General features: G+C 46.6%; 12 protein-coding genes and 1 pseudogene. 9 read left to right on the top strand and 4 right to left on the bottom strand.

The annotated features are described in order from the left end of the window. Positions 1–37 precede the first annotated feature (37 nt). The gene (locus FJD32_RS04015) at positions 38–2230 is read right to left on the bottom strand and encodes a TonB-dependent siderophore receptor (RefSeq protein ID WP_055647697.1); all 2193 of its coding nucleotides are present in this window, start codon (positions 2228–2230) and stop codon (positions 38–40) included. Positions 2231–2786: 556 nt separating this feature from the next. Here FJD32_RS04015 and FJD32_RS04010 point away from each other — a divergent pair. Further along, a complete protein-coding gene (locus tag FJD32_RS04010; protein ID WP_037422113.1) occupies positions 2787–3251 on the top strand; it encodes a chemotaxis protein CheX in 465 nt (154 codons plus the stop codon). Positions 3252–3419: 168 nt separating this feature from the next. On the opposite strand, the gene alr is transcribed toward FJD32_RS04010, so the two are convergent. Beyond that, a complete protein-coding gene (alr, locus tag FJD32_RS04005) occupies positions 3420–4496 on the bottom strand; it encodes an alanine racemase (RefSeq protein ID WP_055647696.1) in 1077 nt (358 codons plus the stop codon). 76 nt (positions 4497–4572) lie between these two features. Continuing rightward, the gene (dnaB, locus tag FJD32_RS04000) at positions 4573–5979 is read right to left on the bottom strand and encodes a replicative DNA helicase (protein WP_037422109.1); all 1407 of its coding nucleotides are present in this window, start codon (positions 5977–5979) and stop codon (positions 4573–4575) included. A gap of 122 nt (positions 5980–6101) precedes the next feature. On the opposite strand from dnaB, the gene FJD32_RS03995 reads away from it, so the two are divergent. Beyond that, a complete protein-coding gene (locus FJD32_RS03995) occupies positions 6102–8300 on the top strand; it encodes a S46 family peptidase (protein ID WP_140906617.1) in 2199 nt (732 codons plus the stop codon). A gap of 634 nt (positions 8301–8934) precedes the next feature. Then, a pseudogene (locus FJD32_RS03990) lies at positions 8935–9156 on the top strand (4Fe-4S binding protein); the annotation flags it as partial. 10 nt (positions 9157–9166) lie between these two features. Here FJD32_RS03990 and FJD32_RS03985 read toward each other — a convergent pair. Continuing rightward, positions 9167–10375: an IS4-like element IS10A family transposase gene (locus FJD32_RS03985; protein WP_001206290.1), complete on the bottom strand. Its 1209-nt coding sequence runs from the start codon at positions 10373–10375 to the stop codon at positions 9167–9169. A 97-nt stretch (positions 10376–10472) separates the two neighbouring features. On the opposite strand from FJD32_RS03985, the gene FJD32_RS03980 reads away from it, so the two are divergent. The 6 genes from FJD32_RS03980 to FJD32_RS03955 all read left to right on the top strand — a co-directional run bounded on the left by FJD32_RS03980 (position 10473) and on the right by FJD32_RS03955 (position 14867). Next, positions 10473–11504 carry a [FeFe] hydrogenase, group A gene (locus tag FJD32_RS03980; RefSeq protein ID WP_140906881.1) on the top strand — a complete coding sequence of 344 codons (1032 nt, stop codon included), beginning with the start codon at positions 10473–10475 and terminating at the stop codon, positions 11502–11504. A gap of 12 nt (positions 11505–11516) precedes the next feature. After that, positions 11517–11837 carry an iron hydrogenase small subunit HydB gene (gene hydB / locus FJD32_RS03975; protein ID WP_023268564.1) on the top strand — a complete coding sequence of 107 codons (321 nt, stop codon included), beginning with the start codon at positions 11517–11519 and terminating at the stop codon, positions 11835–11837. 13 nt (positions 11838–11850) lie between these two features. Then, positions 11851–12534 carry a cytochrome b/b6 domain-containing protein gene (locus tag FJD32_RS03970; RefSeq protein WP_055647693.1) on the top strand — a complete coding sequence of 228 codons (684 nt, stop codon included), beginning with the start codon at positions 11851–11853 and terminating at the stop codon, positions 12532–12534. A 69-nt stretch (positions 12535–12603) separates the two neighbouring features. Next, entirely contained in the window at positions 12604–14043 is a 1440-nt protein-coding gene (gene hydG / locus FJD32_RS03965) for a [FeFe] hydrogenase H-cluster radical SAM maturase HydG (RefSeq protein WP_140906880.1), read from the top strand. Continuing rightward, positions 14044–14682, top strand: a complete 639-nt coding sequence (locus FJD32_RS03960; RefSeq protein WP_099457469.1) for a hypothetical protein — start codon at positions 14044–14046, stop codon at positions 14680–14682. After that, positions 14682–14867: a hypothetical protein gene (locus tag FJD32_RS03955; RefSeq protein ID WP_240199988.1), complete on the top strand. Its 186-nt coding sequence runs from the start codon at positions 14682–14684 to the stop codon at positions 14865–14867. Before FJD32_RS03960 ends, FJD32_RS03955 begins: the two co-directional genes overlap by 1 nt. Positions 14868–14901 lie beyond the last annotated feature (34 nt).

The raw sequence follows: 14901 nt of genomic DNA, 5'->3' as shown, positions 1-14901 counted from the left end.
GCCCTAGGGCTGCCATTCAAATCGTCATTCACTGATATTAAAAGTGCATATCGGCACTTAACATCACCAAACGTCCAGGCGCCATATTGGCAAAGTGCGCGGTGTACGCTTTATCGTAATAACGCTCGTCCGTTAGATTTTGAACGTTCAGGCGTAAGGTCAAGAATTCGCTCATCTTATAGGATGAGGTCAAATCAAAACGCCAGTAAGACGGAATTGACAGCGTATTAGCCGTATTGCCATACACTTTGTCCATATAATAGGCACCCGTGCCGACCGTTAACTGCTCGGTAATATCGTAAGTGGTGAATAAACTTAGGCTATTTTTGGCTGTATTAGGGAAGCGATTACCATTTTGCGCTGCGTTGTAACCATTGCTTTCGAGGGTAGCGTCCAAATACGTATAACCACCAAAACCATGCCAATCTTTAGTAAAGTCACCGGAAAAGCCGATTTCAAAGCCTTTGACTTTTTGCTCGCCGACGTTTTCCTGCGGTGCATTACGATCGCCAGAGGTCGCAACGCGGGCATTGTTTTTCTCGATTTGGAATACAGAGCCATTCAGAGATAAACGCCCCTCCCAAAGATCCCATTTAGTGCCTAACTCGTAGCTTTCGGTGTCTTCTGGTTCTAAATCGGCATTAGTGCTGCCAAGACGATCTGCCCCATCTCCGTTGGACGTGCCAGGTGGATTAGAGGAAGTGCCCCACGCAGCGTAGATACTGCCATTTTCTGCGGGCTTATATAGCACCGACAATTGGTAGTTGAAGAAATCAGCATCATTGCTGAATCGAGAGGTTGAGTTCTCAGCACTGGTGGTATAGTCATCCCAGCGGATACCTGCGTTAACCATCCATGCTTCAGTTAACTCAATCGTATTAAAGGCATAGATAGAGCGAGTATCGGTTTCAGTCACTGTCGCATCGGTACCAAGTGTAATCGTACCAACCCAAGGATCGTGGGGATTCGGGTTATCCAGCAACGTACAGTTGTAGTTATCCAGCATTGCCTGATTACAACCCGCGTTGCGACCATTGCCCGTATCGACGGTGTAACTCAAATTGCTAGTACGTTCGTTACTGAGTTCAGTCCCGACTGCAAAACGGTTAGTCATTCCTGCAAGTTTTGCTTCACCCGAGAGTTGCAATTGAGTCGCTAGGGTTTTAGTGACCGAATGGCGCGACTTAGTGTTTCGCCAAACATAACCATTAGCCACGTTGCCAGTGGTGTCGTCTGGGTTAGTCACAATATAGTAATTGCTGTTACGGCTATAGATAGACGTCGAAGTGAACTGCATGTCGTTGTTAAAATCATGGCTGATCAACACCGAAGCTGTATCGTCCATCGTATCGCGAAAATCCCGCGATAATAAGCCATAGAAATTGTCTGGATCGACATCGGCAGGTTTGCCTGTCGCCTGATCGTAGGGAATACCATAATCAGGAATATCATGGTTTTCAAAATGATAATATTCAAGGGTCACTTTAGTTGGCGTCGTTAACCCAAAAGTAACTGACGGTGCAACGCCCCAACGATTACCTGTGACCTCATCACGCCCAGGAGTGTCAGCATCGTGAGCCATCATGTTGACACGAACCGCAGCTTCATCGGTAATCACATGGTTAATATCAACATTGGCACGTTTGAGGGCATCAGTCCCCACGGCAACATCGGCGTTAATAAAATCTTCAGCCTGAGCTTTTTTGGTCACAATGTTAATGCTACCGCCAACCGCGCCACGGCCGTTATAGACAGAGCTTGGGCCTTTCAGGACTTCAATTTGTTCAATGTTAAAGGTTTCACGGCTTTGTGAACCCACATTACGCATACCATTGATAAAAGTAGAGGATTGAGCATCGTATCCACGAATAAACGGCCTATCACCGTAGGGGTTCCCCCCTTCGCCAGTACCCAAGGTAATACCAGGCGTCGCTCGTAGCGCATCAGTAAAACTCTGCGCGCCCATATCTTTGATCAGATCTTGATTGATGACTGTTACAGTTTTCGCAGTATTGAGCAGGTCTTCGGTAAATTTACCCGATTGTACTTTGCGGGTGTTATAACCCAAGTACTCACCATTGACCTCAATATGTTCAACTTTTTTATCTGCGACTTGTGCCTGCTCCGCGGCCATAGCAGGGATAGCAGAAACCGCCATCCCTATGGTTAACGAACCTAAAACATGGGCACCAAGCGTGACTCGACCATTGCGACGTTTTGCAAATTTCATTTAAAGCATTCCTGTTGCGGACTAAACCCTGTAACAGATGTCCCCCACCTGTTAATCGCCCGCTAATATATGTAAAATTATTTTTGTGATCAATAATTATTATCATTTACATTATAATTTAATGTAAATCACAGTTTAAGCCGTTTATAGTTGTTAGGCACAGCAAAACGACTGTAGCTACATTGGTAGGGTTAAAGATACGCCTATGATAGAAATGAAAATTTCCTTCAAAAATCTTTCGCATACATTCAAGCTATCGCACTATAGCCTAACGGCATGCTCATTCGAATCATCAACCTTTCGGTGGAAACGTGCCTTTGGACTCATTGAGGGGGCATGCAGAATACGCGACTCTTTTACCGCTTGTAGCGTGGCTTTTGGTAAAAAGACTTTTACGATAAATAACAAGAAAATCGTGAAATTAACCTCACATTTCCATTTGTGTCATCTAAGCTGATAGAGTGTGATTAAGATTGCTGTGGTCAAGCCACTTTTCGACTACCCTTAATTACGTGGTGACCATAAGGCTTAAGTTCATAAGAGGACACACTGAAGCATGAACGTCAATTTTATTAATCCTTTTTTGCAGTCGCTGCTCAATGTTATTTCGACCATGGCCAGCCTAGAGCTCACGCCAGGTAAACCCCAAATCAAAACTGACAACTTAGCCAAAGGCGATGTATCAGGTTTGATTGGTATGGTTGGGCCACAAACCAAAGGCTCACTTTCAATTACGTTTGAGCAAAAACTGGTACTGCAAATCATGCAAAATATGCTGGGCGAAAACCCCGGCAAAATAAATGAAGAAGTAACCGATCTGGTGGGTGAAATCACTAATATGGTTACGGGGGGCGCAAAAAATCTTTTAGGACAAAAGGGTTACGAATTCGAAATGGCAACACCAATGGTCGTTTCAGGTCAAGGGCATACAATTTCCCATAAAGCCAACGGCACCAAAATTATCATGCCATTTACCAGTTCTTACGGAACTGCATTTATCGAAGTTTGCTTCGAAAATTAATTAAATATCATAAGTTTGTAGGAAAACATTGGATGTTTGGTTGGCTGTAACGGGTACGCTTTGCTCCACTAGAGCAAACCTGATAGCCAATCAGTAAATCGATTAACTGTATGCTAGATAAAGAAAAACGGCGCATTAGCGCCGTTTTGTCATTCTAATTTGAGCAAACTATGCTAAGCAAACAGCTACTCTTGGAGTCAGTTTAGTCACTAATTCATAGGCGATGGTACCAATGTGTTCGGCCACCTCCTCTACGGGTAAAGCCTGCCCCCAAAGTAGCACATCATCACCGACTTGATCCGCTGCATCTTGGCCTAAATCTACGGTTAACATATCCATAGATACGCGGCCAACAATCGGCACTCGGCGACCATTTATCCATACAGGCGTGCCTTCAGGCGCATTCCGCGGATAGCCATCACCATAGCCAATAGCGACAACGCCAAGGCGAGTATCTTGTTTGGCTGTCCAGTAACAACCATAACCTACAGGTTGACCCGCTTTATGATCGCGCACCGCGATCAAACGTGAGACTAAGTTCATCGCGGGGATCAAACCATGGTTCGCACCGCAATCTCCTGTGACAGGAGATACGCCATAGAGCGCAATGCCTGGACGGATCCAATCCCCTTGGCTTTTAGGCCAATAAAGCGCACCCGCCGAGTTGGCTAAGGTTCTAAACCCAGGTAAATCCGCAGTTAACTGGTTAAAGGTTTGCATTTGTACTTGAGTGTAATGATTATCTGGCTCATCAGCACAGGCAAAGTGGGTCATCAAATGAATAGGTTTGGCAACATTTTCGCAAGCTGCCAAACGCGCATAAACCGCAGTGAATTGTTCAGGCGTGACCCCTAAACGATGCATCCCCGAATCGACTTTTAGCCACACGGTGACAGGCTTCGTTAAGTTTGCCTGTTCTAACATCTCGATTTGCGATTCGTGGTGCACCACAGTATCGATATCGTGCTCCACCAACAAAGGTAAGTCGGTGCTGCGAAAAAATCCCTCCAGCAATAATAAACGCGCCTTAATACCACCTGCGCGCAGTTCTAATGCCTCTTCCAAACGGGCTAAGCCGAAACCATCGGCAGTATGTAAACAATGAGCGACATTTAATAATCCATGACCATAACCATTGGCTTTCACCACCGCCATCACTTGGCTGCTGCTCGCCTGCTGGCGTAAAACGGCGAGGTTGTTTTGCAGTGCAGTACTGCTAATTTCTGCTCGAGGAAAAGGTTTCAAAATTTGCCTTGTCTATTTGGAAAAGTCTGGAAATAAAAAGAATACATAAGCTTTGCTTATCTTCTAACACCGGGAATTAATCTTCTTCAAACTGAGGACCTGCATAGTTATCAAAACGGGAAAACTGGCCTTGGAAGGTCAAGCGCACACGTCCAATTGGGCCGTTACGCTGTTTACCGATAATGATTTCCGCCGTGCCCTTATCGGGAGAGTCGTTGTTATACACCTCATCACGGTAAATAAACATGATGAGATCCGCATCCTGCTCAATAGAACCTGATTCACGTAAGTCCGAGTTCACAGGGCGTTTATCGGCACGTTGTTCGAGCGAGCGGTTAAGCTGGGAAAGTGCGATAACGGGGATTTCTAATTCTTTAGCTAATGCCTTAAGAGAACGAGAGATTTCAGCAATTTCAAGGGTACGATTGTCCGATAATGCCGGCACTTGCATCAGCTGCAAGTAGTCGACCATGATCATCGATAATCCGCCATGCTCGCGGGCAATACGGCGGGCACGGCTGCGCACTTCGGTCGGCGTTAAGCCTGAACCATCATCGATATACATCTTACCTTGCTCAAGCATAATGCCCATGGTCGAGGATACCCGCGCCCAATCCTCATCATCGAGTTGTCCGGTACGGATTTTGGTTTGATCAACCCGCCCTAAAGAGGCCAACATACGCATCATGATCTGTTCTGAGGGCATCTCGAGGCTGAAAATAAGCACGGGCTTGTCTTCATTCATCGCCGCCTGTTCGCACAGGTTCATCGCAAAGGTCGTTTTCCCCATCGACGGACGCGCCGCCACGATGATCAAGTCGCCGGATTGAAAGCCTGCTGTCATTTTATCGAGATCAGTAAAGCCACTCGATACCCCGGTTACACCATTGTGTGGATTGTTGTAGAGCTGCTCAATCTTATCAACGGTTTTTTCCAGAATGGTTTTGATGCCTTCAGGGCCTTCGTTAGCATTGGTGCGCTGCTCAGCAATTTTAAAGACTTTGCTCTCGGCTAAATCGAGTAGAGCGCTGGAATCGCGGCCTTCAGGGTTATAACCCGCATCGGCAATCTCATGAGCAACGCGGATCATCTCGCGTACGACTGCGCGCTCACGGACAATTTCAGCATAGGAAACAATGTTGCCCGCACTCGGGGTGTTTTTGGCAATCTCGCCCAAGTAGGCAAAGCCGCCCGCTTCTTCAAGTTGGTTTTCAAGCTCAAGCTGTTCAGAAACCGTAATTAAGTCGATAGGTTGGCCTGTTTCGACTAAACGGTGCATGGCGGCGAAAATCATCCGGTGCGAGCGAGAATAAAAATCCTCCTTCACTACGGTTTCAGCCACTTTATCCCAAGCGTCGGCGTCTAACATGAGGCCGCCTAATACCGATTGTTCAGCCTCAATTGAATGCGGCGGTAGCTTGAGGCTATCGACCTGCAAATCCCTTGGCTTACTCTTAGGCTTAAAAGCACCTTGTTGTGACATTAACACTCCCGATTTCCAACAACTTAACAAAATATGATATAAAACCCCGTCAAGCAAACAGGTGGTTTCACAGGCCTGTTATCTCACCCAACGGATACTCAAACTAAAAATAAGGAAAGAACATGCGTATTGCATTGGTTGCAGCCTTAGTACTGACCTCTGGCATTGCAACAGCCGATGAAGGGCAATGGCAACCTTATCAAATGCCTTCTATTGCAGACAAACTCAGCGCGCGTGGAATCGATATTCCCGCAGATAAGCTGGCCGATCTCACCAGTTATCCAATGAACGCCGTTGTCGGGCTGGGCTATTGTACCGCCAGTTTTGTCTCGCCCCAAGGGCTAGTTGTGACAAACCATCATTGTGCCTACAAGGCGATACAATATAACACTAAGAAAGAGCATAACTATCTCGAACAAGGCTTTTTAGCCAGCTCAATGGATAAAGAACCGTCGGCCGGTCCCAATGAGCGTTTATACATCACCGAAGCCGTGACCAATGTCACCGCTGAGGTAACTAAAGACTTAAGCCAAGATCCACTCAAACGCTACGAAGAGATTGAGAATCACAGTAAAGCCTTAATCAAAAGCTGTGAAGCCGATGATAACTACCGCTGTAACGTTCGCAGCTTCCACAATGGCTTGGAATATTACCTCATCAAGCAATTGATGATCCGCGATGTGCGCCTAGTGTATGCACCACCTGAAAGTGTTGGTGGTTACGGTGGTGATATTGATAACTACGAGTATCCACGCCACTCGGGTGATTTTGCCTTCCTACGGGCTTATGTGGGTAAAGACGGAAAACCTGCGGCTTTCAGCGAAGATAACATTCCTTATACGCCCAAAAGCTATTTAAAAGTGAACGCCGATGGCGTCAAAGCCGGCGATGGCGTGTTTGTGGCAGGCTATCCTGGCACGACCAACCGTTACAATCTCACTAGCGAGCTTAAATTTGCTAGTGATTGGTTGTATCCAACTCAGGCAAAACGCTATCAATTACAGATTGATACTATCGAAGCCATGGGTCAGGAAGATGCCGACATCGCGATTAAATATGCGGGCAATATGGCGTCTATGGCGAACCGGATGAAAAAACTCAATGGTCTGCTGGCTGGCTTTAAAGCCACGGATATCGTCGGCATTAAGCAGCAACGTGAAGATGACTTTCTGGCTTGGTTAAAGAAAAACCCTAGCCTTAATCAAAATCTTATCAGCGAACTAGAAGTGTTACTGGCCGAGCAGCAACTGCAAACCCAAACCAATTATTACTTCACCAACGCCCAATCGAGCACACTGCTCACTGCGGCCAACAACCTCTACCGCTTAGCGAAAGAAAAGCAAAAGAGCGATGCCGAGCGTGAAATCGGTTACCAAGAGCGCGACTTAGCCATGTTCAGCTCGCGCTTAAAACGTATCGACTCTAGTTTTGATGTTAAAGTCGATAAAACCCTCTGGTTACAAGATTTAAATGCTTATTTATCGCAGCCAAACCGTGTTGCGGCCTTAGACAATATGCTGAATTTGGACGATAAAAACGTCAGTCTAGAGGCTAAACTCGACGGCCTGTATTCGCTGACCACTCTGACAGACCAAGCGCAACGTTTGGCCTGGATGAACGCCGATGCCAAGGCCTTCGAAACCAGCAGCGATCCGTTTATCCGCCTTGCAGTCGCGCTGTATGACACCAATATGGCGCAGGAAAAAGCAGAAAAAATCCTTGCAGGTAAATTGTCTACCGCTCGCCCAGCCTACATGGCAGCCGTTATCGACTACTACAAAGCCAACAATTGGCCAGTGTATCCCGATGCTAACGGTACGCTACGCATCAGCTACGGTATGGTCGATGGTTATCAATCCCGCGATGCGCTGTACAAACAGCCATTTACACGTCTTGATGGGATAGTAGCTAAGCACACCGGTGTTGAGCCCTATAATGCCCCGAAAAAATTGCTCGATGCGATTCACGAGCAACGTTTTGGCGATCACTTAGTGAAATCTGTCTACCAAGATCCCCGTGGCTGGATTTGCCGTCTGTTCTCTTGTTTGGACAAGCCAGAAGAATTCAACTCAGTACCAGTTAACTTCTTATCGAGCGTAGATACCACAGGTGGCAACTCAGGCTCACCCGTATTTAACGGCAAAGGGGAACTTGTAGGACTTAACTTCGACTCCACCTACGAAGCGATTACTAAGGATTGGTTCTTCAATCCCACCATCACCCGTGCCGTGCACGTGGATATTCGTTATATCCTATGGATGATGGATGAAGTTGACCATGCCGATAATCTGATTAAAGAACTGGATTTAGTAAGAAACTAATTATTATTAATCTGTCATGATTAATGATAATGGAATTAACTAATATGAACCGTTTAATTTAATCAATATAAATTAAGCATCTTTAAAAACCGTCCAAGAAATATTCCTTGGACGGTTTTTATTTTATGTAATTTATCAATTTGTGATCTACCGCATTATCAATTCACCAAAAACTCAATCAAAGCGTCTTAATTAGTATTATTTAAAGCAAGACTACACATGGACAATTTGTCCAACCTAAAAATAAAATCCAGTGATAAAAGCCACATTAACCAACAAATTTCAATCTAAGCCTTTAAAACATCACAAATAGTGGTAGGCAAACACAAAAAGAAAAATAACACACTGTATTTAAATAAAAAAATATAAAAATCACCACTATAAAACTAACCAAGATTGTTATTTTTATTTCTCAAAAAAACTCAAAAAACGCAAATAAAACTATTAAAAACACCTGTTTTATCAAAAACCATAAAACTTGATCACCATCATGTTTTTCATAGGTTCAATTTCCTATCATCCAGCCGCCTAAAATTTCACAAATTAAATGTAACCGTCAACATAAGCACTTAACAAACACATTAAATAACACTGAAAATATAATTCAGGTTGAAAATGAGGAACGCAAAATTCTATGACAGCGACAACTTATCAACCAGGAGAAATCCAAGGGCTGATCAAGATTAATGCATCCAAATGCAAAGGATGTGATGCTTGCAAACAGTTCTGCCCAACCCACGCCATTAATGGTGCCTCGGGTGCAGCGCACTCTATCGATGAAGATAAATGTTTAAGTTGCGGACAGTGTTTAATCAACTGCCCCTTTAGCGCCATTGAAGAAACCCACAGCGCCCTGAAGGATCCCCTCATAAATCAGCCATAGCATAGCCATATTTGAGCAACTGATTGGCGAATAATACCCAGGCCGCCAGCAATTCTTTCTCCGTGATTTGATAATCAGGCCGCCTGAGTACCTCCAATCCCAAGCGAATCGTTGAGAGTACCGTTCGATGCCCAATGGTATTGGCCTGAAAATGCTTATCCCAGCCCTGTTGCTGTGCGTGTAAACCAACTAGCCACAACAGGCATTGAACCATCAACGCTATCAGTAGGATGATGTCGAATCGCTCTGGACTGTTGGTACGACTTTGGCGTAAGCCAAAGCCGTATGCCGGGCTTTTGAGGTCACGAAAGGTTTCCTCTATTTGCATACGTTTGGCGTACAGGTTTACCAGCTGCTTTGGGCTCCGAGATTCTGGTGGTAAATTGCTGGCTAACACCCAAGGCTCTTTCGCCGATGTTGAGTACGTTTTTGCCGATGGATGGTGGCAATTAGTCCTCGTTGAACGCTGATTTGTACGCCCCTTAGGTTTGCTACGATAAAGCGTGAGATGGCAATTGATAGGGTTAGTTTTGGTCAAGGTCTTACAACCCAGGCTCTTCGCTTGACCGTTGGCCAAGTCATGTGTACTGCGAACTGCACGCCAATTTTCAGCGCCAATATCTGCAAATTGAACTGTACCGCGAATACGGCTTAGCCAAAACCAACCATGCGCCTCAACCTCTTTGTACCAAGGCACTTTGAACCCCGCGTCAGTCACGATGAGAGGGGTAACATGCAAAGGTAAAATCTTGGCTAAGTCCGCTAAAAAACCGTTGTGGGAGGCCTTAGAGCATTGTTCTGATAGGGGATAGGACTTCTCATACAGGGTAATAGAGCGGCCATTGAAGGCTATTGAGGCGCGCAGAGCCATGATGCGTTTATGCTCTCGGATGTCTGACCAATCGACGAGCACAATCGGCATAGGGTTACCAGAACAGATGAGGCTGGCATGCCATTGGTAGACAGCTAACCGTTCTTGATGCAGATGCGTGTTGCCGAGCAAACGATCAATGCGCTTGATGTTGTGCTTGGTTCGGGCCGTGGTTGGTAAATTTCGACCTAACTCAGTCAAGGTCAGTGTCTTACATTCAATCAGTGCCTTAGAGGCCAGCATCAAGCTGTTTAATCGTTTTAGGTGAAGTTCTGGGCAGTATTGGTGTAAAGAATGTTGTAGGATATTGGCTTCGCGCATCTTGTTGTCCAAGTGTAGTTTTTGGCGAAACCATTTGATCATGCAACAAGATGCGCTTCCACCCTAATTTGATGATTTATTTGTAAATCATCAGGGGATTCTTCAGCACAGCGCCCTTGAAACCGTGATTAAAAAACTCGCCGATAAGAATACCACCGTCGTTGGCATTATCGCCCCTGCGGTACGGGTGGCGATTGGTGAAGAATTTGGCTTAGGCACGGGCGAACTGGTGACAGGTAAACTCTATGGCGCCATGAATCAGGCGGGCTTTAAGATTTTTGATTGTAACTTTGCCGCCGATCTCACCATTATGGAAGAAGGCAGTGAGTTTATTCATCGCCTCCATGCCAATGTGAAAGGTGAAGAAAATGCAGGTGCATTGCCGCAGTTCACCTCCTGCTGCCCGGGCTGGGTACGCTACCTCGAAACCCGCTACCCTGCACTTTTACCCAACCTGTCAACCGCCAAATCGCCCCAGCAAATGGCCGGAACGGTTGCCAAAACTTACGGCGCCAAGGTGTATCAAATGCAGCCGGAGAATATTTTCACCGTCTCTGTGATGCCTTGTACCTCGAAAAAACTCGAAGCCTCACGCCCCGAATTTAACTCGGCTTGGCAATATCATCAGGAACACGGGGCTAACACGCCTTCGTACCAAGATATTGATGCCGTGCTCACCACAAGGGAAATGGCACAGTTACTCAAACTGCTTGATATCAATCTCGCTAATACCGCGGAATATCAAGGTGATAGTTTGTTCTCTGAATACACAGGCGCGGGCACTATTTTTGGTACAACCGGCGGGGTGATGGAAGCGGCACTGCGTACCGCCCATAAAGTGCTGACTGGCGCTGAAATGGCTAAGTTGGAATTTGAACCCGTACGTGGATTAAAAGGGGTGAAATCAGCCTCTGTCAGCCTGTTTGATACCCAGCTTAAACAAAATGTGACCGTCAATGTCGCCGTAGTGCATGACATGGGCAACAACATCGAACCCGTGCTACGCGATGTGATGGCAGGCACCTCTCCCTACCACTTTATTGAGGTGATGAACTGCGCAGGTGGTTGCGTTAACGGTGGAGGTCAACCTATTGAGGGTAAAGGCTCTTCATGGCTTGGTAACATTTAACGGGAAACAGAAATGAACAAGAAAAAACACCTATTTGCCGAGGACAGTTTCTTTCTGTCACGCCGTAAATTTATGGCTGTCGGTGCCGCGTTTGTGGCTGCGCTCGCGATCCCTATCGGCTGGTTTACCAGCAAGCTTGAGCGCCGGAATGAATACATTAAGGCCAGAAGCCAAGGGTTATATAAGGACGATAGCCTAGCGAAAAAACGTGTCAGCCACGCCAACCCCGCGGTTGAAAAGTACTACAAAGAGTTCGGTGGCGAGCCATTAGGACATATGTCCCACGAGCTGCTACACACCCACTTTGTCGATCGCACTAAATTAAGCTCTTGATTGGAGATGAGAAATGCATCAAGAACATGATATGAGACCCATTTTAAAACATCCGCTAAACGTCAGGATCTTCCACTACATCCTGCTGCTCAGCTTTTTGCCATTAGCCGCGACAGGTTTGTTATTGTTTTTTAAACCGCTTTCCCAAGAAGGTATGCAGCTAACCTATGATGTGCACATTATTGCAGGGATTGTTATGGCCCTCGATGCCGTGGCATTTACCATCATGGCATTCGATCGAGTGGTACTGTTTATCGCCCGTGTGTTTAGTTTCTCAGGGCGCGATGTGAAATGGTTTATGGTGTTAGGCGGCTACCCACAGAAATTCTTACTGGGTAAAAAAGTGCCTATTCCACCGATGAACAAATACAACTCAGGCCAAAAACTCTTTGGTGCCTGCGTACTGATTGGCGGCACAGTGCTTATCCTCTCAGGTCTAGTGCTATGGCTTATCCCCCACGCTGCGCCGCGGGATATAGTGTGGTTTTTAGGTCAGGCTCATTTAGTGTCAGGCTTAGTGTTAACCGCCTTTTTACCCGTGCATCTTTTCCTCGCGGTGTACCGCTTTGATGATTTCAAGGCCATGATGCTCCACGGTAATGTGCCTTACCATGATGCCGCTGAGTACACCCCTCTGTGGGTTAAAAATGAAATTGCCCCCGTCGCCACTAATGGTGAACAGCTGACAAGCAAATAGCTAAGTCTCCAGCGGCAGTTGCTCACAACTGCCGCATTTTCGCATTCATACTCAAGGGCATAGATAACCATGAGCACACACGAGCATCATTCCATTACCGTCACTGACTATAATCCCAACGTCAGCTTTATCGACGATAAAGCGATTTGGCAGACCATTGACGACGCCAGTAATCCAAGTCGCGAGCAAGTCCTCGCCATTCTCGACAAGGCGCGCCAGTGTGAAGGCTTAAGCATTAGCGAGACCGCCATTTTGCTGCAAAACCAAGATAAGGCCTTGGATGAAGCACTCTTTACCGTCGCCCGTGAGATTAAAAACACCATTTACGGCAATCGTATTGTGATGTTTGCACCGCTATATGTGTCGAATCATTGCGCCAATAGTTGTAGTTATTGCGGCTTTAACGCCGATAACCATGAGCTCAAACGTAAAACCTTAAAACAGGATGAGATCCGCCAAGAGGTTACGATCCTTGAAGAAATGGGTCACAAACGGATCCTTGCCGTTTATGGCGAGCATCCACGCAATAATGTGCAAGCCATTGTTGAAAGTATTCAAACCATGTACAGCGTTAAGCAGGGCAAGGGCGGAGAAATTCGTCGTATCAACGTCAACTGCGCGCCAATGAGTGTGGAGGACTTTAAGCAACTTAAAACCGCGGCGATAGGCACTTATCAATGCTTTCAAGAAACCTATCATCAAGACACCTACAGCCAAGTCCATCTTAAAGGTAAAAAAACCGACTTTTTATACCGCCTCTACGCCATGCACAGGGCGATGGAAGCAGGAATCGACGATGTCGGTATCGGCGCGCTCTTTGGCCTGTATGACCATAGATTTGAGCTGCTCGCCATGCTCACCCATGTTCAGCAACTCGAAAAAGACTGTGGCGTTGGCCCACATACCATCTCCTTTCCGCGGATTGAACCTGCCCATGGTTCGGCTATCAGTGAAAAACCGCCCTATGAGGTCGATGATGACTGCTTTAAGCGCATTGTAGCCATCACTCGCCTTGCCGTGCCTTATACCGGGCTGATTATGAGCACGCGGGAAAGTGCGGCGCTGCGCAAAGAACTGTTAGAACTCGGGGTTTCACAAATCAGCGCAGGCTCGCGTACCGCACCGGGTGGTTATCAAGACAGCAAACAAAATCAACATGATGCCGAGCAATTCAGCCTTGGTGATCAACGAGAGATGGACGATATTATTTATGAGCTAGTGACTGATTCAGATGCTATTCCCTCTTTCTGCACGGGTTGTTACCGCAAAGGACGAACTGGCGATCACTTTATGGGATTAGCCAAACAGCAGTTTATTGGCAAATTCTGCCAGCCCAATGCCTTGATCACCTTTAAGGAATATTTGAACGATTACGCCAGTGAAAAGACTCGCGAGGCTGGCAATGCGCTGATAGAGCGAGAACTGGCTAAAATGAGCCCGTCACGGGCGCGCAATGTGCGCGGCTGCTTGCAAAAAACCGATGCGGGTGAACGGGATATCTATCTATAAATGGCATCTTATCTATTCTCAGATCTCGGCGTGCAGTTGCATTTCGGCCTTAACACTAGCGCCTTACTGAATGCGATAGAACGCGCTGATGAAATCGTGCTACACGCGGCCATTTACAGTAATTTTGCCGATAATGCCGTAGGGCAGTTGTTATTGCAGCGGCTACAATACGCCAGCTTAAAGCAACTCACCCTCATTAAACTTGAGCCCACTCGTCTATGGCGGGATGAGTTTGCCACCATCCTAAGGCCCGAGATGCCGCTGCAAGAGGTTGAGCAGCTGTATGAGATTTCCCGCCACTGGTGCGCCGAGCTTAAAACGCAGTTTCCTGAGACAGTCAATTTAGTTTCGACCCAAGCGCTACCACTGCAACCTATATTGCTGATTGGCGATAGACTCTTTGTCGGCCACTACGCCCACAGTAATTGCACCTCGGCTCAAGGACTTTGGTTGGAGTTTGACATCCTTGCTTTAGGTCTTGCGCCAAACAGCTTAATCGATTGGTTTGATACAGGCATCCCCAGTGAGCAAAACTCAGCGGTAGAAGTAGCCCTAGGCCGTTATGTTGATGAATGCCGCCGCGCAGTGGGCGATCTTTGGTATCAGAGCTTGATTGAGCTAGATAAAGGGCGTAACTAATGATCACTCGCCCTCGACCGCCAGCGCCAGTCACTCAGCCAACATCCATTAAACCGACGTTGCTTAAGTCCACAGCGTTTTCCTATGCCGAAATCCTTTCGCTACTTCAGGGGCAAGACGATGAATGGTTATTTAGTCGCGCCCAGCTCGCCACTGAATTGCAATTTAACCTGAGCTTCGGATAAGAATTTAGCTCCCAAAAGGAACTAAATGCTCGTT

Origin of the sequence: Shewanella sp. LC6, assembly GCF_006385735.2 — a bacterium.
Taxonomy (GTDB): domain Bacteria; phylum Pseudomonadota; class Gammaproteobacteria; order Enterobacterales; family Shewanellaceae; genus Shewanella; species Shewanella xiamenensis.
This window is presented reverse-complemented; position numbering and strand designations above follow the sequence as displayed.